The following is a 21,765-nucleotide window of genomic DNA, read 5'->3' as shown; positions in this document are numbered from 1 at the left end:
TGTCCGTCCTCGGACCGGCGGTTGGGGGTGCCTGACAAGTGCTGTTTCTTGACGCCGGTCACTGCGGGCGGGCACCCCCCGGCACGGCCCCTTCCCGCCGTACGCGGCTCTCCGTCCATCGTGCCCTGGGGGCGCGGCCCCTGTGCGCGTTCAGAGCCTGTCGAGCACCTGCGCCAGCAGCGAGCCCATCCGGGCAGCCGAGTCGCGGCCGGCCTGGAGGACCTCCTCGTGGTTCAGCGGCTCGCCCGTCATGCCCGCGGCGAGGTTCGTGACCAGGGAGATGCCCAGCACCTCCGCGCCCGCCTCACGCGCGGCGATCGCTTCGAGGACCGTCGACATGCCCACCAGGTCCGCGCCGATCACGCGGGCCATGCGGATCTCGGCCGGCGTCTCGTAGTGCGGGCCGGGGAACTGGGCGTAGACGCCCTCCTCCAGCGTGGGGTCGACCTCCTTGCACAGGGCGCGCAGGCGGGGGGAGTAGAGGTCGGTGAGGTCGACGAAGTTGGCGCCGATGATGGGGGAGGTGGCGGTGAGATTGATGTGGTCGCTGATCAGGACCGGCTGGCCGGGGCGCATGCCCTCGCGCAGGCCGCCGCAGCCGTTGGTGAGGACGACCGTCTTGCAGCCGGCCGACACGGCGGTGCGGACGCCGTGCGCGACGGCGGCGACACCGCGGCCCTCGTAGTAGTGCGTACGGCCCAGGAAGACCAGGGCGCGCTTGTCGCCGATCCGGTACGAGCGGATCTTGCCGCCGTGCCCTTCCACCGCCGGAGGCGGGAAGCCGGGCAGTTCGGTGACCTGGAACTCGGCGTCGGGTGCGCCCAGGGCGTCCACGGCCGGAGCCCAGCCGGAGCCCATCACGAGGGCGACGTCGTGGGTCTCGGCGCCGGTGAGTTCGCGCAGGCGAGCGGCGGCGGCGTCGGCGGCGGCGTGAGGGTCGCCCTGGATGTCGTCCGGAAGAAGAGATGCGTTCACGCGACTGAGGGTAGCCGGTTTGGGCCTACGCGCGTAGATGACAGACGTCACGGGATGGCGATCGTTGTCTTGTCGTTTCCGACGAACGGCGCGGTCCGAGGTCGCAATCCCTCAGCAGGGGCGCTTGCGCAGCTCCATCACGTAGTCGTGCGGCGCGCCCGCCGACTCCGCCGCGTCCGCGATCTCCCCGAGATACCGCGCCGACGGCAGTCCGCCCTCGTAGCCGTTCAGGACGTACACCCAGGCCGACTCCTCGCCCTCCAGCGTGTCCACCCGGACCCGGAGCCGTCGGTAGATGCCGAGGCCGACGCCCTCCCAGCGGTCCAGGGACTCCTCGTCCATCGGGGCGATGTCGTACAGCGCGACGAAGACCTGCTCCTTCGGCTCCTCGACGAGTGTCGGCAGCGCGCCGTCCCAGCCCAGCTGCTCACCCCCGAACGTCAGCCGCCACCCGTTGAGCCAGCCGGTGGCGCGCAGCGGCGAGTGCGGGGCGCGGCGGGTCATCAGCCGCGCATCGAGATTGCCGGCGTAGGCGGCGTAGAGCGACATGGGGAGAGGGTACGGCAGGTGAATCCTCAGTCCCTCCCGTAACAGTGGTGTCTCGGGCTGCCCCCCGGGCGGTCCCACGATGAGGTGTGCGGGACAATGGAGTACGTGACTCGGATCGTGATCATCGGTGGCGGACCCGGCGGATATGAAGCGGCCCTGGTGGCCGCGCAGCTCGGCGCGGAGGTGACCGTCGTCGACGCCGACGGTCTGGGCGGGGCGTCGGTGCTCACCGACTGCGTGCCCTCCAAGACACTCATCGCCACGGCCGAGGTGATGACGACCTTCGACTCCTCCTACGAGGAGCTGGGAATCATCGTCGCCGACGACACCCCGTACGTCGACACGCCCGCGCGTGTCGTGGGCGTCGACCTGGGCAAGGTCAACCGGCGTGTGAAGAGGCTCGCCCTCGCGCAGTCGCACGACATCACCGCCTCGGTCACGCGGGCCGGTGCCCGGGTCCTGCGCGGGCGCGGGCGGCTGGAGGGCATGCAGGCCCTCGACGGGTCGCGCAAGGTCGTGGTGCGGGCCGCGGACGGCACCGAGGAGACGCTCGTCGCCGATGCGGTGCTGATCGCCACCGGTGGGCATCCCCGCGAGCTCCCGGACGCCCAGCCCGACGGTGAGCGCATCCTGAACTGGACCCAGGTCTACGACCTCACCGAGCTGCCCGAGGAGCTCATCGTGGTCGGCTCGGGCGTCACCGGTGCCGAGTTCGCCGGCGCCTACCAGGCGCTCGGGTCGCGGGTCACCCTCGTGTCGTCCCGGGACCGCGTGCTTCCGGGTGAGGACCCGGACGCCGCCGCCGTGCTGGAGGACGTCTTCCGGCGGCGCGGCATGAACGTCATGGCGCGCTCGCGTGCCGCAGCCGCCAAGCGGGTCGGCGACCGGGTGGAGGTCACCCTCTCCGACGGGCGTGTCATCAGCGGCACCCACTGCCTCATGGCCGTCGGCGCCATCCCGAACTCCGAGGGCATGGGCCTGGAGGAGGCCGGCGTCAAGCTGCGTGAGTCCGGGCACATCTGGACCGACAAGGTGTCCAGGACGACCGCGCCGGGTGTGTACGCGGCCGGTGACGTCACCGGGGTCTTCGCCCTCGCGTCGGTGGCCGCCATGCAGGGACGTATCGCCATGTACCACTTCCTGGGCGATGCGGTGGCCCCGCTGAATCTGAAGACCGTGTCGTCGAACGTCTTCACCGATCCGGAGATCGCCACCGTCGGCTACACGCAGGCGGACGTGGACGCGGGCAAGATCGACGCCCGGGTCGTCAAACTCCCGCTGCTGCGCAACCCGCGCGCCAAGATGCAGGGCATCCGGGACGGCTTCGTCAAGATCTTCTGCCGGCCGGGTACGGGCATCGTGGTGGGCGGTGTGGTCGTGGCGCCGCGCGCCTCGGAACTGATCCACCCGATCTCGATCGCGGTCGACAACAATCTGACGGTCGAACAGATCGCGAACGCCTTCACCGTGTACCCCTCCCTTTCGGGCTCGATCGCCGAGGTGGCACGGCAGCTGCACACCCGCAAGACCGGTGGCGAGATCTAGCGGCCGGAATCAACTCCTCGCTGGTCACAGGGAGTTGTCGAGCATGCGTACGGCATAGTCGGCGGGACTAGGCTCTATACCACTCCTTGCCCTCGTGTGCGAACAACTTCGTTTATTCGGCGCAAACTGCTGAAAGCAGACGGTCGTTGGGGTTACTGTCAGTTTCGTGTTCGCTGCAGAACGTCGCCAATTGATCCTCGAAATGGTGCGAGCGAACGGGGCCGTGTCGCTCCGGGAGCTCGCCCGCGTCGTCCAGACCTCCGAAGTGACCGTACGGCGGGACGTGCGCGCACTGGAGGCAGAAGGACTCCTCGACCGCCGACATGGCGGTGCGGTATTGCCGGGCGGGTTCACGCGGGAGTCCGGCTTTCCGCAGAAGTCACATCTCGCGACCGCCGAGAAGACGGCCATCGCCGACCTCGCCGCGAACTTCGTGGAGGAGGGCGAGGCGATCGTCGTCGGGGCGGGAACCACCACCCAGGAGCTGGCCCGCCGGCTCGCGCGGGTACCCGGGCTGACCGTCGTCACCAACTCGCTCCTGGTGGCGCAGGCCCTCGCCCACGCCAACCGGGTCGAGGTCGTGATGACCGGCGGCACGCTCCGCGGGTCGAACTACGCGCTGGTGGGCAGTGGCGCCGAGCAGTCCCTCCAGGGGCTGCGGGTGTCCCGGGCCTTCATCTCCGGGAGCGGGCTCACCGCCGAGCGCGGCCTGTCCACGTCCAACATGCTCTCGGCGTCCGTCGACCGGGCACTCGTCCAGGCGGCCGCGGAGGTCGTCGTCCTCGCCGACCACACCAAGCTCGGCACGGACACGATGTTCCAGACGGTGCCCACGGATGTCATCACGCGACTGGTCACCGACGAACCGCCGGGCCATGACGACCGTGCCCACACCGAATTGCAGGCCCTTGCCGATCAGGGGGTGCAGATCGCCGTCGCCGGGGCGACGGGAGCGTCGGGGGGTGACGAGGTCCCGGCTCGGCGCCGCGCCCTGCCGGGGCCGCGCAGGGGCCAGGTGCCGGGTGCGGGGTCGGGGCTGCGGTCGGCCGCCACGGTGCTCGGGGAGCAAGGGGCCGAGCGGGAGCGGGCCCGGGTCGCGGATCTGCGGCGGCGTTAGTTCGCCGTAGGGGCGTGGGCCGTCGTGCGGGCGCGGGCGGGTGGTGGCCGGTCGAGCGGTTCCCCGCGCCCCTGGGCGGGTTCCAGTCCCCGCAGCGTCAGCTGCAGCAGCCTGTCCGCCGACTCCGGGTCATCCGGTGTCTGCTCCGCCGCCAGCGCGATCGCGTGGGTGAGCTGGAGCAGGTCGCCGATCGCCACGTCAGGACGGACCGTCCCCGCCTGCTGAGCCCGCGCCAGCAGGGCGCCGCCCGCCTCGCGGATCGGGTCGCTGCAACGGGCCAGCGCCGAGGTGGTTTCGTACGACACGGACATCAGGGACCTGGCCAGACCGCGGTACTCACCGGCGTGCGTGACCATCTCGCGCAGCCAGGTCACCAGGGCCGCGCAGGGCTCCGGGGCGCGCAGCAGTTCGCGGGAGCGGCACAGCAGGTCGCCCACCGCGTCCTCGAAGACGGCGCTCAACAGGGCGTCCCGGTTGGGGAAGTGACGGTAGAGGGTGCCGATGCCGACGCCCGCCCGGCGCGCCACGTCCTCCAGGGAGGCGCCCGTGCCGCGCTCGGCGAAGGCGGCGCGGGCCACGGTGACCAGACGCTCGTGGTTGCGGCGGGCGTCGGCGCGCATGGGCCGCGGCCGGCTCGGTGCCGTCTCGCTCCCGTGCCCCGCCGTGCCGTGTGAGGTAGCGCCCGTCATGGCTCACCCGCCCTCGCTCGCGCCTCGATGTGCCTCCAGGATGCCACCGACACGACGGAGCGCCCGGTGGACCGACTGCTGCGGTCCACCGGGCGCCCCGGGATGCCGTACGGAAGTTCCCGCCGACGTCAGTCCTTGATCTCGCAGATGGCGGCGCCGGAAGTGAGGGAGGCGCCGACTTCGGCGGACAGGCCCTTGATGGTGCCCGACTTGTGGGCGTTCAGCGGCTGTTCCATCTTCATCGCTTCGAGGACGACGATCAGGTCGCCTTCCTTGACTTCCTGGCCCTCCTCGACGGCGACCTTGACGATGGTGCCCTGCATCGGGGAGGCGAGGGTGTCGCCGGAGGCGGCGGGGCCGGACTTCTTGGCCGCGCGGCGCTTGGGCTTGGCGCCCGCGGCGAGGCCGGTGCGGGCCAGGGTCATGCCCAGCGAGGCCGGCAGGGAGACCTCCAGGCGCTTGCCCCCGACCTCGACGACGACCGTCTCCCGGCCCGCCTCGTCCTCGGCGTCGGTGTCGGCCGGGGCGGCGAAGGGCTTGATCTCGTTGACGAACTCGGTCTCGATCCAGCGGGTGTGGACCGTGAACGGGTCGGTGGAGCCGGTCAGCTCGGGCGCGAACGCCGGGTCCTTGACCACCGCGCGGTGGAACGGGATGGCCGTGGCCATGCCCTCGACCTGGAACTCCTCCAGGGCGCGGGCCGCACGCTGCAGGGCCTGCTCGCGGGTGGCGCCGGTGACGATGAGCTTGGCCAGCAGGGAGTCCCAGGCCGGGCCGATGACGCTGCCGGACTCCACGCCCGCGTCCAGGCGCACGCCCGGACCGGAGGGCGGGTTGAACGCGGTCACCGTGCCGGGCGCGGGCAGGAAGTTGCGGCCCGGGTCCTCGCCGTTGATGCGGAACTCGAAGGAGTGGCCGCGCAGGACCGGGTCGTCGTAGCCGAGTTCCTCGCCGTCGGCGATGCGGAACATCTCGCGCACCAGGTCGATGCCGGCGACCTCCTCGGTGACCGGGTGCTCCACCTGCAGACGGGTGTTGACCTCCAGGAAGGAGATCGTGCCGTCCAGGCCGACCAGGAACTCGACCGTGCCGGCGCCGACGTAGCCAGCCTCCTTCAGGATCGCCTTCGAGGCCGAGTACAGCTCGGCGACCTGCGCCTCGGACAGGAACGGCGCGGGGGCCTCCTCGACCAGCTTCTGGTGGCGGCGCTGCAGCGAGCAGTCACGGGTGGAGACGACGACCACGTTGCCGTGCGTGTCGGCCAGGCACTGGGTCTCCACGTGACGGGGCTTGTCCAGGTAGCGCTCGACGAAGCACTCCCCGCGCCCGAAGGCCGCGACCGCCTCGCGGACCGCGGAGTCGTACAGCTCGGGCACCTCTTCGAGGGTGCGGGCGACCTTCAGGCCGCGTCCGCCACCGCCGAAGGCGGCCTTGATGGCGATGGGCAGACCGTGCTCCTCGGCGAACGCGACGACCTCGTCGGCGCCGGAGACCGGGTCGGGCGTGCCCGCCACCAGCGGCGCACCCGCCCGCTGGGCGATGTGCCGGGCGGCGACCTTGTCACCGAGGTCGCGGATGGCCTGCGGGGGCGGGCCGATCCAGATCAGCCCGGCGTCCAGGACCGCCTGCGCGAAGTCGGCGTTCTCCGACAGGAAGCCGTAGCCCGGGTGGATGGCGTCCGCCCCGGACTCACGCGCGGCCTTGAGGACCTTGTCGATGTCCAGATAACTGGTGGCCGGGGTGTCACCGCCCAGGGCGAACGCCTCATCCGCGGCGCGGACATGCAGAGCGTCCCGGTCCGGGTCGGCGTAGACGGCCACGCTCGCGATCCCGGCGTCCCGGCAGGCCCGGGCCACGCGGACAGCGATTTCGCCACGGTTGGCGATGAGCACCTTGCGCACGATTGAGGCTCCCTCCTTGAAACAAGCCGAGTTTAGGGACTGCCGACACGCCACATCGACCCGTCCCCGGTGGTGAGCTTGCCCACACGGAGCGTGATTCCAGGCTCGCTCGACCTGTGAAATCCCATGTCGCGCCTCGGCACGCAGGTCTCTCCCGGGAAACCCTAGCCCTCCGCTGTGGTCAAGGTCTCTGTCATCACGTGCTGCGGGCCACTCTGTTTCTTTGTGGAATCCCTACGAATGGCCCAATGATTCTTTGCCGTCGACCTAACCCTTGTCCGTGGGTTTACCCGTTAGTAGCGTTCGGGATGTCTCGAACGTACTTGTGGTAACAGAACGCTCGGAAGTGGGTGGGGGCCGGTGGTGCGCAGGCCGGTGGCGTGGGTGGTGGCGGTCGTGCTGTTCGCCGAGGCGTTCGGTGTCGCGGCCCTGCAGTGGTTCCTCGGGGTCGTCGTCGACCGGCAGGACATGTCCCTGGCCGGGCTGGACCCGGACGTGATGTCGCTGTCCTCGAAGGTCGGCGGCCTGGTCTTCGGCGGCTACTTCGCCCTGTGTGCCGTGGTCGCCCTGCTCGTGGCCGTACGCAACCGCGCCCCGGCCGGACTCGGCCGGATCCTGCTGATCAGCGCGGCCGTGGTGCACGGGGTGCTGGGCGCGGTCACCTGGGGGCTGGTGGGCTGGGCGGCGTTCGTCTCCATGGTCGTCGTGCTCGCCCTCATCGTGCTGCTGCTGATGACGTACGACGCCCCGATCGCCCCCGAGGGGTCCGACGGCTCCGCGGTCAGTCCTCCGCCGGCGCCCACAACTCCGTGATGCCGACGCCCAGTTGTCCCAGCAGCCGTCGCACCAGCGGCAGGCTGATGCCGATCACGTTGCCGTGGTCGCCGTCGATGCCGTCGATGAACGGGGCCGAGCGGCCGTCGAGGGTGAAGGCACCGGCGACGTAGAGCGGTTCGCCGGAGGCGACGTAGGCCGCGATCTCCTCGTCCGTCGGCTCGCCGAAGCGGACGACCGTGGAGGCGGTGGCGGAGGTGTACCGGCCGGTCGCGGTGTCGTAGACGCAGTGGCCGGTCTGCAGCGTGCCCGCCCGGCCGCGCATCGACTTCCAGCGCGCCGTGGCCTCCTCGGCGTCGGCCGGCTTGCCCAGCGCCTGTCCGTCCAGGTCCAGGACCGAGTCGCAGCCGATCACGATCGCACCCTTGACCTCGGGCTTCGCGGCCACGACGGAGGCCTTCGCCTCGGCCAGGGCGAGCGCCAGCTCGGCGGGGGTCGGCGCGGTGACGGCGTCCTCGTCGACTCCGCTGACGATGACCTCGGGTTCCAGGCCGGCCTGCCGGAGCAGGTTGAGCCGGGCGGGGGACTGGGAGGCCAGGACGAGTCGGCGGCGGGGCTGATCAGTCATGCGGTCAGCGTAACGGCGCGCCCGGCCCGGCTCACCTCAGTCCGAGCACGATCATCGTGAGCACCATGGCCAGCGCCATGAGAACACCCAGCCGCCGCAACATCTCCTGCATGTCACGCAGTTCCTTGGGCGGCTCGTTCTCGGGGTCGGACCACAGCATGCCTTCCATCGTCGGCCGGGTGTCCGTGGCCGCGCCTGAGTACGCGTACTCAACTTTCCCCTAAACGGTGCTACCGTCTCATTAGCTAAAGGGACTTCAGTTCCGTTTGGAGGATGTGCCGTGTACACCGCTTCCTGGATCGCCTCGCCGCAGCTGCCCAGCGAGGGCTTCGCACCCAACTGGTCCCGTGAGGGCTTCTGGCGCCAGTCACTGCGCCAGGTCGTCCGGCTGTCGGCGGGAGGCGGCCGGGTCCGGGTGCGGCTGTCGAACGCGTACGGCGGCTCGCCCGTGCGTGTCGCGGGCGCGAGCGTCGGGCGTACGGCCGCGGGGGCCGCCGTCGAGCCGGGGTCGCTCACGCGGCTCACCTTCGGCGGCGCCGGGGAGGTGCGGATACCCGCGCGCGGGGAGACCGTGAGCGACGAGGTCCCCTTGGCCGTCGCCGCCGGGGAGTCGGTGACCGTCACCCTGTACTTCGACGCCGCCACCGGTCCGGCGACCTTCCACGCCCAGGCGTTCGCCACCGCCTACCGGGGCGAGGGCGACCTGTCGGCGGACGTCGGAGGCGAGGGCTTCGACGCGGTGACCGAGTCCTGGTACTTCCTGTCCGCGGTGGAGGTGGAAGCCGGCCGCACGGACGCCGTCGCCCTCTTCGGCGACTCGATCACCGACGGGTTCGGTTCGACACCGGGCACGAACCGCCGCTGGTCGGACGCGCTCGCCGAGCGCACCGGGCGACCGGTGCTCAACGCGGGCATCGGCGGGAACCTGCTGCTCAACGACTCCGCGTGGTACGGCGACAGGGGCGTGGGCCGGTTGCGCCGGGACGTCCTCGACCGCCCCGGTGTGGACACCCTCGTGGTCCTGCTCGGCCTGAACGACATCGGCTTCAGCGAGACGGACGAGCAGCCGACCTACAAGCCGGCGCCGGTGGTGGAGGCGGAGGAACTCGTCGCCGGGCACCGGGAGTTGCTGGACCAGGGCAGGGCGGCCGGGCTGAGGGTCATCGGCGGCACCCTGCTGCCGCTCGGGGGCTCCGACCACTGGGGCGAGCACGCGGCCGAGGTGAGCCACGAGCTGAACGAGTGGATCAGGAGCTCAGGGGAGTACGACGCCGTCGTGGACCTGAACCGGGCCCTGGCCGACCCCGCGGACCCCGACCGCCTGCACCCGTCGTACGACTTCGGCGACCACCTGCATCCGAACGATGCCGGATACGCGGTGATGGCCGAAGTCGTGGCGCACATCCTCTAACCGGGCCAGTACGTGCGGGCCCATGTCGTCGGACCCGGCTGCGGCAGCCGCTGCGACGCGATGCGGGCCGGGTCCGCCCACGAGTCGCCCGGGGTCGGCGCGCCGGACGGCGCAGCTGCCGCCGCCGCGGCGCGGGCGCGGACCACCGCCAGTGCGGCGGCCAGCTCCTCGGGTGTCGGGTTGCCCCGGAGGACCTTGATGTTCATGACGGCTCCCAGCGGGCCTAGAGGGGGATGTTGCCGTGCTTCTTCGGAGGCAGGGATTCCCGCTTGGTGCGCAGCTGACGCAGGCCCCGTACGACGTGGTGGCGGGTGTCGGACGGCATGATCACCGCGTCGATGTAGCCGCGCTCGGCCGCGACGTAGGGGTTGAGGAGGGTGTCCTCGTACTCCTGGATCAGCCGGGCCCGCACCGCCTCGACGTCCTCACCGCTCGCCTCCGCCTCGGCGATGGTGCGGCGGTGCAGGATGTTGACCGCGCCCTGCGCGCCCATGACCGCGATCTGCGCGGTCGGCCAGGCGAGGTTGAGGTCGGCACCCAGGTGCTTGGAGCCCATGACGTCGTAGGCGCCGCCGAAGGCCTTGCGGGTGATGACCGTGATCAGCGGGACCGTCGCCTCGGCGTAGGCGTAGATCAGCTTGGCGCCGCGGCGGATGATGCCGTCGTGCTCCTGGTCGACGCCGGGCAGGAAGCCGGGGACGTCGACGAAGGTGATGACCGGGACGTTGAAGGCGTCGCAGGTCCGCACGAAGCGGGCCGCCTTCTCACTGGCCTGGATGTCGAGGCAGCCGGCGAACTGCATCGGCTGGTTGGCGACGATGCCCACGGGGCGCCCCTCGACCCGCCCGAAGCCGGTGAGGATGTTCGGCGCGAACAGCGGCTGCGTCTCGAAGAACTCGGCGTCGTCCAGGACGTGTTCGATCACCGTGTGCATGTCGTACGGCTGGTTCGCGCTGTCCGGCACGATCGTGTCCAGCTCGCGGTCCTCGTCGGTGAGGGAGAGGTCCGCCTCCTCCGGGAACGCCGGGGGCTCGGAGAGGTTGTTGGACGGCAGGTACGACAGCAGCTGCTTGACGTACTCGATGGCGTCCTTCTCGTCCCCGGCCATGTGGTGGGCCACGCCGGAGGCCGAGTTGTGGGTGCGGGCGCCGCCCAGCTCCTCGAAGCCGACGTCCTCCCCGGTGACCGTCTTGATGACGTCCGGGCCGGTGATGAACATGTGCGAGGTCTGGTCGACCATGATCGTGAAGTCGGTGATGGCGGGCGAGTACACCGCACCGCCCGCACACGGGCCGACGACCAGGCTGATCTGCGGGATGACACCGGAGGCGTGCGTGTTGCGGCGGAAGATCTCGCCGTACGCGCCCAGGGAGGCCACGCCCTCCTGGATGCGGGCGCCGCCGGAGTCGTTGATGCCGATGACCGGGCAGCCGGTCTTCAGCGCGAAGTCCATGACCTTGACGATCTTCTGGCCGTAGACCTCACCCAGCGCACCGCCGAAGACGGTGAAGTCCTGCGAGAACACGGCGACGGGACGGCCGTCGACGGTGCCGTACCCGGTGACGACGCCGTCCCCGTACGGGCGGTTCTTCTCCAGCCCGAAGTTGGTGGAGCGGTGCCGGGCGAACTCGTCGAGTTCGACGAAGGACCCCTCGTCGAGGAGGAGCTCGATGCGCTCACGGGCCGTCAACTTGCCCTTGGCGTGCTGCTTCTCGACGGCGCGTGCGGAGCCGGCGTGCGTCGCTTCCTCGATACGGCGCTGGAGATCCGCGAGCTTGCCCGCGGTCGTGTGGATGTCGATCCCTTGGGTCTCTTGGATCTCGTGACGCTCTTCCGGCTCGGACATCGGGATGGCGCTCCCTGCCTGCTCAAAAGGGGGGACGGTTACTCATCCGTAGAGTAGTGGTGGCCCTACGAATCAGCAGTGCGGCGTTTCACACACCTAGGGTGGCTTGCATGACGCCGCGAGATGCATCAGACGACAGCCGTTGGTCCGACCTGGACCGTCCGCCGCTCAACGCCGCCGCGCTGCGGCGCGGGCTCGTGCGGGAGGGCGGGCTGTGGCGCGATGTCGACGTGGTGCAGCGCACCGGCTCCACCAACACCGACCTGGTGGCCCTGGCCACCGAGGGCAAGGCGGGCGAGGGCGCCGTCCTGGTCGCCGAGGAGCAGACCGCGGGCAAGGGGCGCCTGGACCGCAACTGGACGGCACCGCCGCGCTCGGGCCTGTTCTTCTCCGTGCTGCTGAACCCCGCCGAGGTGCCGGTGACCCGCTGGGGCTGGCTGCCGCTGCTGACCGGGGTCGCCGTCGCGACGGGGCTGTCCCGTGCGGCGGGCGTGGACACGGCACTCAAGTGGCCCAACGACCTGCTGGTGACCGTGGGCGGCGAGGAACGCAAGGCCGGCGGGATCCTGGCCGAGCGGGCCGGGGACGCCGGTGTGGTCATGGGAGTCGGCATCAACGTCACCCTGCGTGCCGACGAACTGCCCGTGCCGCAGGCGGCCTCGCTGGCCCTCGCCGGAGCCGTGAGCACGGACCGGGACCCGCTGCTGCGAGGTGTGCTGCGGTCCCTTGAGGAGTGGTACGGGCGGTGGCGGGCCGCGGCCGGGGACCCGGTGGTGAGCGGGCTCCAGGAGGCGTACGCGGCCGGTTGCGCGACCCTGGGCAAAGTGGTGCGGGCCGAGTTGCCGGGCGAGCGGGCGGTCACCGGGGAGGCGGTCGCCATCGACGGGGACGGACGATTGGTGCTGGCGACCGGGGAAGGCGTGCAGGAGCCGGTGGGTGCCGGGGACATCGTGCACCTGCGGCCGGTGTGAGCCCTCTGATCCGGCTTCCGGAGTGAGGTGGCACACACCTGCCGTAAAGTGAAGGCCGGTCGATTACTGACCGCGGCAGATCGGAAAGGCACAGGCGTGACCGTCGACGACACGGGCTCCGGCACGGGCGCGGACGGCCGGGTGGACCCCCACGCCGCCGACCCCGGCGAGGATCCGCTCGCTCTGCGCCTCGAAGGGCTCATCCTCGGCGCCGAGCGGCGCTACACCCCGTTTCAGGCGGCCCGTAGCGCGGGCGTCTCGATGGAGCTGGCGTCCCGGTTCTGGCGGGCCATGGGGTTCGCCGACATCGGGCAGGCCAAGGCGCTGACCGAGGCCGACGTACTGGCGCTCAGGCGCCTCGCCGGTCTCGTGGAGGCGGGCCTGCTCAGCGAGGCCATGGCCGTGCAGGTGGCCCGGTCCACCGGGCAGACCACCGCGCGGCTCGCGGAGTGGCAGATCGACTCGTTCCTGGAGGGGCTGACCGAGCCGCCCGAGCCGGGGATGACGCGGACCGAGGTGACGTACCCGATCATCGAGCTGCTCCTGCCGGAGCTGCAGGAGTTCCTCGTCTACGTCTGGCGCCGCCAGCTCGCCGCCTCGGCCGGCCGGGTCATCCAGGCCGCGGACGACGAGGAGATGGTCGACCGGCGCCTGGCCGTGGGCTTCGCCGACCTGGTCGGCTTCACCCGGCTGACCCGCCGGATGGAGGAGGAGGAGCTGGGCGAGCTCGTCGAGGCCTTCGAGACCACGGCGGCCGACCTGGTGGCCGCACGCGGCGGGCGACTGATCAAGACGCTGGGCGACGAGGTCCTGTACGCGGCCGACGACGCCGGGGTCGCCGCGGAGATCGCGCTGCGGCTCATCGAGACGATGGCGAACGACGAGACGATGCCGGAGCTGCGTGTGGGCATCGCGTTCGGCACGGTGACCACTCGAATGGGCGATGTGTTCGGTACGACCGTGAACCTCGCCTCGCGGCTGACCTCCATAGCTCCGCGCGACGCTGTTCTCGTCGACAGCGCGTTCGCCGAGGAACTCATCCGAACGGGTGAGGCACCGGCGTCGGAGGCGGAGGCGGCGGAAGCCGCTGCCGCCGCGGAGAAGGAGGGGGAGGAGCCGCCGGTGTACCGGTTCGCGTTGCAGCCGATGTGGCAGCGGCCGGTTCGCGGGCTCGGGGTCGTCGAGCCGTGGCTCCTGACGCGCAGGGCGTCCACCGGGGGCGAGTGAGCGGGCTGGCGCGGGGCTCCGCCCGTCGGCTTCCCTGTGCGTCAGTCGGCGCTTCTGAGCGGGTCCACGCACAGACCGATGGCCGGGACGCAGAAGGTGTCCTCGTCCGGCTCGGCCGCCGGGGGCTGCGACGGCTCCGGGGAGGTCTGGCCGGGCGGCGTACTCGCGGGTGGTGTGGTGGACGGCTCGGGTGCGCGGGAGGTCCCGGCCGGTGGGCGGGGCGTAGGGGCCTGCGGCCGGGCGTCGTGCGTCCTCGGGCCGGAAACGTGGCGCGGTGGCTCGGCGGCGGGGTTGGCCGTGGGTACGACGACCGTGGTGGTGGTCGGTGTCGTGCCCAGGCCGCCCATGGCGGAGGTCGCCGACGGGCTCGGCTTCGGGTGCGTCGTCGCCACGGTGGCGGCGGCGTTCGTCGAGCGGTCCGTGTCGCTGTCCGTGCCGGCCGGGGCGGGGCCGGAGTCCGCCGTGCCCAGAGCGGTGACCTCGGAATCCGGTGTCAGGCGTACGAGGCTCAGCGCGCCGGCCGCCAGAGCGAGGCCGCCCGCGGCCAGCAGGACCTTGCGCGGGCGGGGGCGGCGGTGGCGACCGCGAGGACCGAAGAGACGGGTGCTCCGCCCGTCCTCGTCGGCGGCCCCGGTCGCCGTCTCCTTCGTCACGCCCATCTCGACCCCTCCCAACGCACCCGCGCCCCCGACACGCCGTGGTGTCGCGCACGCTATGCGCTGCCGAGGACGGTGCGACGGCAGTTGGGTGCCATGTCACTCGAACGAGGTCTCGGGCCTCGACCCGGGAACCGCTCGTGGTGGCCCTTTCCCCCGGCGTGGCACGGCTGCGATGATCGGGGCGAGTGTTGTTAACCCGCGTTAACCGGAGGGTGTCATGGCTGAGGCTGAGGAGCGGTACGGGGACTTCGTGTCGGTGCGACGGCACGGTGACGGCGGGCATGTCGCGGAGCTGGCCCTGGACCGGCCCAAGGCCATGAACGCCGTCTCCACGGAGATGGCCCGCTCGATCGCGGGGGCCTGCGCGGCGCTGGGCGCCGATCGGGGCGTACGGGTGGTGGTCCTGACCTCCACGCATGACCGGGCGTTCTGCGTCGGTGCGGACCTGAAGGAGCGGAACTCCTTCAGCGACGCCGACCTGGTGCGGCAGCGGCCGGTGACGCGCGCGGCCTACACCGGGGTGCTGGAGTTGCCGGTGCCGACGATCGCGGCGGTGCACGGATTCGCGCTGGGGGGCGGCTTCGAGCTGGCGTTGTCCTGCGATGTGATCGTGGCCGACCGCACGGCCGTGGTGGGGCTGCCGGAGGTGTCGGTCGGGGTGATCCCGGGCGGTGGCGGTACGCAGCTGCTGCCCCGCCGGGTGGGGGCGGCCCGGGCGGCCGAGCTGATCTTCACGGCGCGGCGCGTCGAAGCCGTCGAGGCCCGGGAGCTGGGGCTGCTCGACGTCCTGGTGGACGAGGGGCGCGACCGGGAGGAGGCGGTGGCCCTGGCGGAGCGGATGGCGGGGAACTCGCCGGTGGGGCTGCGGGCTGCCAAGCGGGCGCTGCGGGTCGGGCACGGGCTGGATCTGCGGGCCGGACTGGAGGTCGAGGACGCGGCCTGGCGGTCGGTCGCCTTCTCGGGGGACCGTGCGGAGGGCGTGGCCGCGTTCAACGAGAAGCGCAAGCCCGCGTGGCCGGGTGAGTGAGCGGGGCGAGGGCCGGGGCCGCCGCTGACTCCCGGCGGCGGCCCGCGCCACCCGGCGGGGCCGGTGCCGCGTGCGACCGCCCATTGGGTGCGCGTCCCGCCGTCCTCGCCCGCCGTTTTCTGGTCCCGCCGTCCTCGGGCCCGCCGTGCGCCCGGTGCCCGTGCGTCGGGCCCGGGAGCGGGACGCGAGCGCGGGGCCTTCCCATGTCTTCGCGCCGACCCGCCGACCCGCCGTCACTCCAAGCGCCGCAACAATGCACCGGTTCGCCCCAAACCTCCTAGCCTGGAGTGATGGGTGAGGACGGACGGCTCGCGGCCGTGGTGGCGCTGGCGCAGGGGATGGCGGCAGCGCACACTCCCCGTGAGTCCTGGCGGGCGGCGGCGCTCGGTGCGTGCCGGGCGCTGGCCGGGAGTTTCGCCGCGCTGTCGGTGTGGGAGCGGGAGCTCGGGCGGCTGCGGGTGCTCGTGAACGTCGGGGACCGGGCTCAGGGGGAGGAGGAGTTCCCGGGTGACGAGGCGTATCCGGTGCACCAGTTCCCGGAGATCACCGAGTTCCTGCACGAGCGGTGGGCAGCGGGTGGTGAGCCCAACGCCTGGGTGGAGACCGCCGACGGCCTCTCCGCGGGCCACCCCGGGTACTGCCATCAGCGGGTGGCCGCTCTGCGGCGTCGCGGCCGGGGGTGCTGCGTCGTCGCCCCGATCGTGCTGAACGGGCGGGCCTGGGGGGAGCTGTACGTGGCCCGTTCCATCGGCTCCCCCGTGTTCGACCGGGGTGACGCCGACTTCGCCACCGTACTGGCCGCTGTCGTGGCCGCGGGCATCGGGCAGAGCGAGCGGCTGGAGGAGGCCCGGCGGCTGGCGTTCACCGACGCGCTGACCGGGCTCGCCAATCGCCGTGCGGTCGACGTGAAGTTGGAGGAGGCGATCGAACGGCACCGTACCGAGGGCGTCGTCGTCAGCCTCGTCGTATGCGACCTCAACGGGCTCAAGCGTGTCAACGACACCCTGGGGCACGCCGTCGGCGACCGGCTGCTGGAACGGTTCGGGTCGGTGCTGTCGCTGTGCGGGGCCATGCTGCCGGGCGCTCTCGCCGCGCGTCTCGGCGGCGACGAGTTCTGCCTTCTCGTCGTGGGGTCGCCGGCCGACGACGTCGTGAAGGCCGCGGACGAACTGTGCCGCAGGGCGGCGGAGTTGGAACTGGGCGAGGGGGTCGCCTGCGGGGTGGCGTCCACGGACGATCCCGTCGGGGCGGTGGGTTCCGCCCGCCGGTTGTTCCGGCTCGCCGACGCCGCTCAGTACCAGGCGAAGGCCGAACGGTCCGGCAAGCCCGTGGTCGCGGGCCGGGAGGGGCCGGACGACCCGGTCGTGCGTCTCGCCGACGCGGAGCCCTCCGGGGAGGGCGCCGTGGAACGGCGGCGGTTCCGCGGTCGTCGGCCGCTGTAAGGGTCGTACCGGTCACCCACTAGTGACATCCTCGTCTTCACTGCGTACGCTCCTGAATATGGATATGCACACTGTGGTGGTGGGGACGTCCGGGGTCACCGCGTCCGACGTCCTCGCCGTGGCACGCGGCGGTGCCCGCGTCGAGCTGTCGTCGGAGGCGCTCGCGGCCCTCGCCGCGGCCCGCGAGATCGTGGACGCGCTGGCGGCCAAGCCGGACCCCGTCTACGGCGTCTCCACCGGCTTCGGCGCCCTGGCGACCCGGCACATCAGCCAGGAGCTGCGGGGTCGGCTGCAGCGCAACATCGTCCGCTCGCACGCCGCCGGGATGGGCCCCCGGGTGGAGCGGGAGGTCGTACGGGCGTTGATGTTCCTGCGGCTCAAGACCGTCTGCTCCGGGCACACGGGCGTCAGGCCCGAGGTCGCGCAGACCATGGCCGACGTCCTCAACGCCCAGATCACCCCGGTCGTCCACGAGTACGGCTCCCTCGGCTGCTCCGGTGATCTCGCCCCACTCTCCCACTGTGCCCTGACGCTGATGGGCGAGGGCGACGCCGAGGGACCGGACGGGACCGTCCGGCCCGCCGGTGAACTCCTCGCCGCGCATGGCATCGCGCCCGTCGAACTGCGCGAGAAGGAGGGCCTCGCCCTCCTCAACGGCACCGACGGCATGCTGGGCATGCTGGTCATGGCCCTCGCCGACCTCGACACCCTCTACAAGTCCGCCGACGTCACCGCCGCCCTGTCGCTGGAGGCGCTGCTCGGCACCGACAAGGTGCTCGCGCCCGAACTGCACGCCATCCGCCCCCACCCGGGGCAGGGCGCCTCCGCCGCCAACATGCTGGCCGTGCTGAAGGGGTCGGGGCTGACCGGGCATCACCAGGACGACGCGCCCCGCGTCCAGGACGCCTACTCGGTGCGGTGCGCCCCGCAGGTCGCCGGCGCCGGACGGGACACCATGGCGCACGCTCGGCTGGTCGCCGAGCGGGAGTTGGCGTCGGCGGTCGACAACCCCGTCGTGCTCCCCGACGGACGCGTGGAGTCCAACGGCAACTTCCACGGGGCGCCCGTGGCCTACGTGCTGGACTTCCTCGCCATCGCCGTCGCCGACCTCGCCTCCATCGCGGAGCGGCGCACCGACCGGCTGCTGGACAAGAACCGCAGCCACGGTCTGCCGCCGTTCCTGGCCGACGACGCGGGTGTCGACTCGGGGCTGATGATCGCCCAGTACACCCAGGCCGCCCTGGTGAGCGAGTTGAAGCGGCTGGCCGTCCCCGCCTCCGCCGACTCCATCCCCTCCTCCGCCATGCAGGAGGACCATGTCTCCATGGGATGGTCGGCCGCCCGCAAGCTGCGTACGGCCGTCGACAACCTCACCCGGGTCCTGGCCGTCGAGCTGTACGCCGCCACCCGCGCCATCGAACTGCGCGAGGGCCTCGCCCCGGCCCCGGCCTCCCAGGCGGTCATCGACGCCGTGCGGGCCGCCGGAGTCCAGGGCGCCGGGCCCGACCGGTTCCTGGCACCGGATCTCGCCGCGGCCGACGCGTTCGTGCGCGGCGGAGACCTGGTCGCGGCGGCGGAGAAGGTCACGGGGCCGCTCCAGTGACGCCCCGAGCGCTCGGCTGACACGGAAGAGGGGCCCTGCCGTACGACCGACAGGGCCCCGATGCTCCGCGCGGGCCGGTTACTTCAGCTTCGCGGCCTGCGCGTCGATCACGGCGGCCGGCACGTCGTACGGCTTGTCCGTCATCATCAGGCCCAGGTTCATCGTGTAGTACGTGGCGATGGTGCCGCCGTGGCGGACCACCTCGACGTGCGTGGTGGCCACGTCGCCGTCCTCCGCGTCGCTCTTCGCGGTGAACGCCACCGACTCGTCACCGGCACCCGACGCCTTCTCCGCGGCGATCGAGGTCACCTTCTGGTCGGTGCCCTGCATGGTGAGCGGGAAGCCCCCGGAGCAGCTCTTCACCGCGTCCGACACGGACTTGAAGGTCTTCTCCGCGCCGTCACCGTCGTACGAGGAGAGCCCGACGACCGTCATGTCCAGGCTCAGGGCGTCCGTGAAGGCGTCCTCGAACTCACCCTCGGTCAGGTCGTCCAGGGACTTGGAGGGGTTGTCGGTGGGCTTCTTCTTCTCCTGAGTGGCCATCACGGCCGCGTTCGAGGCCGAGTCGCCCGGCGCCAGACCGCCCATGGCGTAGGCCAGCGGCGCGCACTGCTCCTCGCCGCTCTTGACGGCGTCCTTGGACTTCGGCAGCTGCTTGCCGGACGCGTCCACCTTGTATCCGTCGACATCGCCCTGGGCGATGATCGCCTTCTTCAACTCCGCGGAGCTGAGCGCCTTCGCGTCGGAGCCCCCGGAGTCACCCCCGCAGCCCGTGACAAGGGCGAGCGACAGCGCGCTCACGGCAACCGTGGCGGCTACACGCACGCCCGATGATCTCTTCATGGGCGGACTATGAAGCGCAGGTGAAGGGAGCGTCAAGTGATTTCAGAAGCCGAGACGTTCCCGGCGCACCGAGTAGGCGACGAAGCCCGCGCCCACCGCGAGGAAGACGGTCCCGCCGACGATGTACGGCGTGGTGTCCAGGCTTCCGGTGTCGGCGAGCCGGGTGCCGTCCGCGGTGGCGCTGTCCGTGCTCTCGGAGACGGCCCGAGCCTGCTGCGTCGTCCGGGCCGCCGAGGGTTCCGTTCTCGCCGGCTGCTCGCCCGTCGCGTTCGCGGAGGGCACGAACCACAGGGCGCCCAGCAGGGCACCCGCGGCGGTGGCGGTCAGCAGCGATCGGCGTGCGGTGGACGGCGATCGGTGAGCGGCGGACACGGAATATCGATCCCCTTGTGGTGCTGGCGAATTGGCCGTGTGGGGCGATGTTAGTGAAAGTCGCGGGTCACGGGAAAGTCACGGGGGGAATGAGCCGTACTCTCCGAGCATGAGCACTCCAGAAACATCACGCTTTGTACGAGTTCGCGTGGAAGTCGTTCTCGAAGTGGACGACGAGGAAGCCCTGACCGGGGCCGCGCTGCGGCGGATCGCCGAGGACAGCACGATGCCGGCCGACGAGCGGACGCTCGCCGAGAGCGCTGTGACGGAAGACACCGCGGAGGCCCTCGCCTATCTGGTTGATCCCTTCGACCTGGTCAGTGAGGTGCCGGGGATCGAACTCGCGCAGGCGTCATGGTCCAGCGAGCACATCGAGCGCGACCCCGATTCGCCCGAGTGGGGCCTCGACGACGATGATGTCGACGAGGACTTCGACGACGAAGCGGCGAAGCGGGTCGGTTGAGGCGTCTTGGGGAAATCGTGACCCCGGGCGGCAACCGCCGCCCGGGGTTTCGTCGTCTCAAGGGGCGCACTGACCGACATCCGCACCACCGGCTTCGACGAAGGTGGTGTGCCCCACACATATCAGCGATGTGGAACGGGACGAACCGGTCGTAGCGTTGAAGATTCTTGACGGGGACTCTCGGGGTTTTTGGGGATTCGGGAACAATGGAGAAGCGTGTGATGACGAACAGTAAGCGGCGCAAGGGCCTCACGGTCGCGTCCGCACTGCTCGGCGGTGTCCTGGTGCTCTCGGCCTGCTCCGGTGGCGACGACAACGCCTCCGGGAGCGACGGAGGCGACAGCTCGCAGTCCAAGGTCGACGAGGCGGCCGCCAAGAAGACCTCCGCGGCCCAGATCAAGATCACGCCCAAGGACGGCACCGACAACGCCTCCATCAACTCCGCCGCCGTCACCGTGAGCAAGGGCTCGCTCACCCAGGTGTCGATGAAGACCGCCGACGGCGCCCCGGTCGAGGGTGAGATATCCGCGGACAAGACCAGCTGGAAGCCCAGCACCCAGCTGGAGCGCTCCACCACCTACAAGATCACGGTGACCGCGAAGGACGCCAAGGGCCTTGAGGCCCATGAGAACGCCTCCTTCACCACCGTCTCCCCGAAGAACAGCTTCCTCGGCTACTACACGCCGGAGGACGGCTCCACCGTCGGCGTCGGCATGCCCGTGTCGATCAACTTCGACAAGGCGATCAGCAACAAGGCGGCCGTCCAGAAGGCCGTCACCGTCTCCACCACCAGTGGCCAGGAGGTCGCCTGCCACTGGTTCAACGACACCCGCATGGACTGCCGGCCCGAGGACTACTGGCAGGAGGGCGCCACCGTCACCCTGAAGATGTCCCTGGACGGTGTCGAGGGCTCCGAGGGCGTCTACGGCGTCCAGCAGAAGACGGTCAGCTTCAAGATCGGCCGCAACCAGATCAGCTACGTCGACGCGAAGACCAAGCAGATGAAGGTCACGCAGGACGGCAAGACCATCAAGACCATCCCGATCTCCGCCGGTTCTCCGGAGAACAAGACCTACGAAGGCATCATGGTGATGTCCGAGAAGTTCAAGGAGACGCGCATGAACGGCGCGACCGTGGGCTTCACCGACGACGACGGCAAGGGCGAGTACGACATCAAGGACGTGCCGCACGCCATCCGCCTGTCCACCTCCGGCACCTTCATCCACGGCAACTACTGGGGCGCCAAGTCCATCTTCGGCAGCGTCAACACCAGCCACGGCTGCGTGGGCCTGTCCGACACCAAGGGTGCCAACGACAAGGGCACCGCGGGCTACTGGTTCTACAACAACTCGATCGTCGGTGACGTCGTGGTCGTCCAGAACACCGGCGACAAGACCATCGCGCCCGACAACGGCCTCAACGGCTGGAACATGGACTGGGCCCAGTGGAAGGCCGGCTCCGCCGCCTGACGAACCCTGAGGTTCCTTCGTACTCAGCCTCACGACAGCTTTCCCACAGCTGACCGATGCCGCCCCCCAAGGGGCGGCATCGGTGTTTCCGGAGCGGCCGGGCAGGGCGGATCGGTGTCAAGGGAGAATGCGGGGGCGTAAACCGGCGAACGGGTAACGGAGTTCGCGCCGTCGCGTAACAGTCGGCGGGAGTGCTTCTCATCTTCCGCTCATCTATTGAGGCGTCAGACGGCCCCTCGGCATACTGCGGGTTC

Annotated in this window: 22 protein-coding genes; 11 read left to right on the top strand and 11 right to left on the bottom strand. The window is 71.0% G+C overall.

The features are described 5' to 3' along the window. Positions 1-150: 150 nt before the first annotated feature. Positions 151-975 carry a purine-nucleoside phosphorylase gene (locus ACWCPI_RS28880; RefSeq protein ID WP_451040898.1) on the bottom strand — a complete coding sequence of 275 codons (825 nt, stop codon included), beginning with the start codon at positions 973-975 and terminating at the stop codon, positions 151-153. Between the two features lie 111 nt (positions 976-1,086). After that, positions 1,087-1,524 carry a gamma-glutamylcyclotransferase gene (locus ACWCPI_RS28875; protein ID WP_388813139.1) on the bottom strand — a complete coding sequence of 146 codons (438 nt, stop codon included), beginning with the start codon at positions 1,522-1,524 and terminating at the stop codon, positions 1,087-1,089. Positions 1,525-1,620: 96 nt separating this feature from the next. Here ACWCPI_RS28875 and ACWCPI_RS28870 point away from each other — a divergent pair, with 96 nt between their 5' ends. Continuing rightward, a complete protein-coding gene (locus tag ACWCPI_RS28870) occupies positions 1,621-3,069 on the top strand; it encodes an NAD(P)H-quinone dehydrogenase (RefSeq protein ID WP_451040897.1) in 1,449 nt (482 codons plus the stop codon). A 166-nt stretch (positions 3,070-3,235) separates the two neighbouring features. Next, the gene (locus tag ACWCPI_RS28865; RefSeq protein WP_388813142.1) at positions 3,236-4,186 is read left to right on the top strand and encodes a DeoR/GlpR family DNA-binding transcription regulator; all 951 of its coding nucleotides are present in this window, start codon (positions 3,236-3,238) and stop codon (positions 4,184-4,186) included. On the opposite strand, the gene ACWCPI_RS28860 is transcribed toward ACWCPI_RS28865, so the two are convergent. Continuing rightward, on the bottom strand, positions 4,183-4,806 hold the full coding sequence (locus tag ACWCPI_RS28860) for a TetR/AcrR family transcriptional regulator (protein WP_451040896.1): 624 nt from the start codon (positions 4,804-4,806) through the stop codon (positions 4,183-4,185). The two genes, ACWCPI_RS28865 and ACWCPI_RS28860, sit on opposite strands and share 4 nt — an antisense overlap. Positions 4,807-5,003: 197 nt before the next feature. Continuing rightward, the gene (locus ACWCPI_RS28855) at positions 5,004-6,776 is read right to left on the bottom strand and encodes an acetyl/propionyl/methylcrotonyl-CoA carboxylase subunit alpha (RefSeq protein WP_451040895.1); all 1,773 of its coding nucleotides are present in this window, start codon (positions 6,774-6,776) and stop codon (positions 5,004-5,006) included. A 360-nt stretch (positions 6,777-7,136) separates the two neighbouring features. Here ACWCPI_RS28855 and ACWCPI_RS28850 point away from each other — a divergent pair, with 360 nt between their 5' ends. Next, complete coding sequence (locus tag ACWCPI_RS28850; protein WP_451040894.1) at positions 7,137-7,589, top strand: hypothetical protein; 453 nt, start codon at positions 7,137-7,139, stop codon at positions 7,587-7,589. Here ACWCPI_RS28850 and ACWCPI_RS28845 read toward each other — a convergent pair. Further along, positions 7,558-8,178, bottom strand: coding sequence for a Maf family nucleotide pyrophosphatase (locus ACWCPI_RS28845; RefSeq protein WP_019757523.1), 621 nt, complete (start codon positions 8,176-8,178; stop codon positions 7,558-7,560). The two genes, ACWCPI_RS28850 and ACWCPI_RS28845, sit on opposite strands and share 32 nt — an antisense overlap. Positions 8,179-8,209: 31 nt before the next feature. Then, entirely contained in the window at positions 8,210-8,338 is a 129-nt protein-coding gene (gene mmpB / locus ACWCPI_RS28840) for a morphogenic membrane protein MmpB (protein ID WP_093747104.1), read from the bottom strand. Positions 8,339-8,458: 120 nt separating this feature from the next. On the opposite strand from mmpB, the gene ACWCPI_RS28835 reads away from it, so the two are divergent. Next, positions 8,459-9,589, top strand: coding sequence for an SGNH/GDSL hydrolase family protein (locus tag ACWCPI_RS28835; RefSeq protein ID WP_451040893.1), 1,131 nt, complete (start codon positions 8,459-8,461; stop codon positions 9,587-9,589). On the opposite strand, the gene ACWCPI_RS28830 is transcribed toward ACWCPI_RS28835, so the two are convergent. Both ACWCPI_RS28830 and ACWCPI_RS28825 read right to left on the bottom strand, forming a co-directional pair. After that, positions 9,586-9,795 carry an acyl-CoA carboxylase epsilon subunit gene (locus ACWCPI_RS28830; protein WP_451040892.1) on the bottom strand — a complete coding sequence of 70 codons (210 nt, stop codon included), beginning with the start codon at positions 9,793-9,795 and terminating at the stop codon, positions 9,586-9,588. The two genes, ACWCPI_RS28835 and ACWCPI_RS28830, sit on opposite strands and share 4 nt — an antisense overlap. 17 nt (positions 9,796-9,812) lie before the next feature. Further along, entirely contained in the window at positions 9,813-11,435 is a 1,623-nt protein-coding gene (locus tag ACWCPI_RS28825; protein WP_451040891.1) for an acyl-CoA carboxylase subunit beta, read from the bottom strand. A gap of 110 nt (positions 11,436-11,545) precedes the next feature. Here ACWCPI_RS28825 and ACWCPI_RS28820 point away from each other — a divergent pair, with 110 nt between their 5' ends. Together ACWCPI_RS28820 and ACWCPI_RS28815 are read left to right on the top strand one after the other, a co-directional pair. Then, positions 11,546-12,406 carry a biotin--[acetyl-CoA-carboxylase] ligase gene (locus tag ACWCPI_RS28820; RefSeq protein ID WP_451040890.1) on the top strand — a complete coding sequence of 287 codons (861 nt, stop codon included), beginning with the start codon at positions 11,546-11,548 and terminating at the stop codon, positions 12,404-12,406. Positions 12,407-12,502: 96 nt separating this feature from the next. After that, on the top strand, positions 12,503-13,633 hold the full coding sequence (locus ACWCPI_RS28815; protein WP_451040889.1) for an adenylate/guanylate cyclase domain-containing protein: 1,131 nt from the start codon (positions 12,503-12,505) through the stop codon (positions 13,631-13,633). A 41-nt stretch (positions 13,634-13,674) separates the two neighbouring features. Here the strand turns inward: ACWCPI_RS28815 and ACWCPI_RS28810 are convergent, their stop codons facing one another. After that, complete coding sequence (locus ACWCPI_RS28810; RefSeq protein ID WP_451040888.1) at positions 13,675-14,292, bottom strand: hypothetical protein; 618 nt, start codon at positions 14,290-14,292, stop codon at positions 13,675-13,677. Between the two features lie 217 nt (positions 14,293-14,509). Between ACWCPI_RS28810 and ACWCPI_RS28805 the strand changes: the two genes are divergently transcribed. From ACWCPI_RS28805 to hutH, 3 genes are all read left to right on the top strand, one after another. Next, entirely contained in the window at positions 14,510-15,319 is an 810-nt protein-coding gene (locus ACWCPI_RS28805; RefSeq protein WP_451040887.1) for an enoyl-CoA hydratase/isomerase family protein, read from the top strand. A gap of 290 nt (positions 15,320-15,609) precedes the next feature. Continuing rightward, positions 15,610-16,761 carry a diguanylate cyclase domain-containing protein gene (locus ACWCPI_RS28800; RefSeq protein WP_451040886.1) on the top strand — a complete coding sequence of 384 codons (1,152 nt, stop codon included), beginning with the start codon at positions 15,610-15,612 and terminating at the stop codon, positions 16,759-16,761. 64 nt (positions 16,762-16,825) lie between these two features. Continuing rightward, complete coding sequence (gene hutH / locus ACWCPI_RS28795) at positions 16,826-18,364, top strand: histidine ammonia-lyase (protein WP_451040906.1); 1,539 nt, start codon at positions 16,826-16,828, stop codon at positions 18,362-18,364. A gap of 78 nt (positions 18,365-18,442) precedes the next feature. On the opposite strand, the gene ACWCPI_RS28790 is transcribed toward hutH, so the two are convergent. Then, positions 18,443-19,207, bottom strand: coding sequence for a hypothetical protein (locus ACWCPI_RS28790; protein WP_451040885.1), 765 nt, complete (start codon positions 19,205-19,207; stop codon positions 18,443-18,445). A 42-nt stretch (positions 19,208-19,249) separates the two neighbouring features. Then, the gene (locus ACWCPI_RS28785) at positions 19,250-19,579 is read right to left on the bottom strand and encodes an LAETG motif-containing sortase-dependent surface protein (RefSeq protein WP_451040884.1); all 330 of its coding nucleotides are present in this window, start codon (positions 19,577-19,579) and stop codon (positions 19,250-19,252) included. Positions 19,580-19,688: 109 nt separating this feature from the next. Here ACWCPI_RS28785 and ACWCPI_RS28780 point away from each other — a divergent pair, with 109 nt between their 5' ends. Together ACWCPI_RS28780 and ACWCPI_RS28775 are read left to right on the top strand one after the other, a co-directional pair. Next, on the top strand, positions 19,689-20,042 hold the full coding sequence (locus tag ACWCPI_RS28780; RefSeq protein ID WP_451040883.1) for a hypothetical protein: 354 nt from the start codon (positions 19,689-19,691) through the stop codon (positions 20,040-20,042). Positions 20,043-20,263: 221 nt separating this feature from the next. Beyond that, the gene (locus tag ACWCPI_RS28775) at positions 20,264-21,511 is read left to right on the top strand and encodes a L,D-transpeptidase (protein ID WP_451040882.1); all 1,248 of its coding nucleotides are present in this window, start codon (positions 20,264-20,266) and stop codon (positions 21,509-21,511) included. Positions 21,512-21,765: the final 254 nt, after the last annotated feature.

This window comes from Streptomyces sp. NPDC001920 (assembly GCF_053594495.1).
This window is presented reverse-complemented; position numbering and strand designations above follow the sequence as displayed.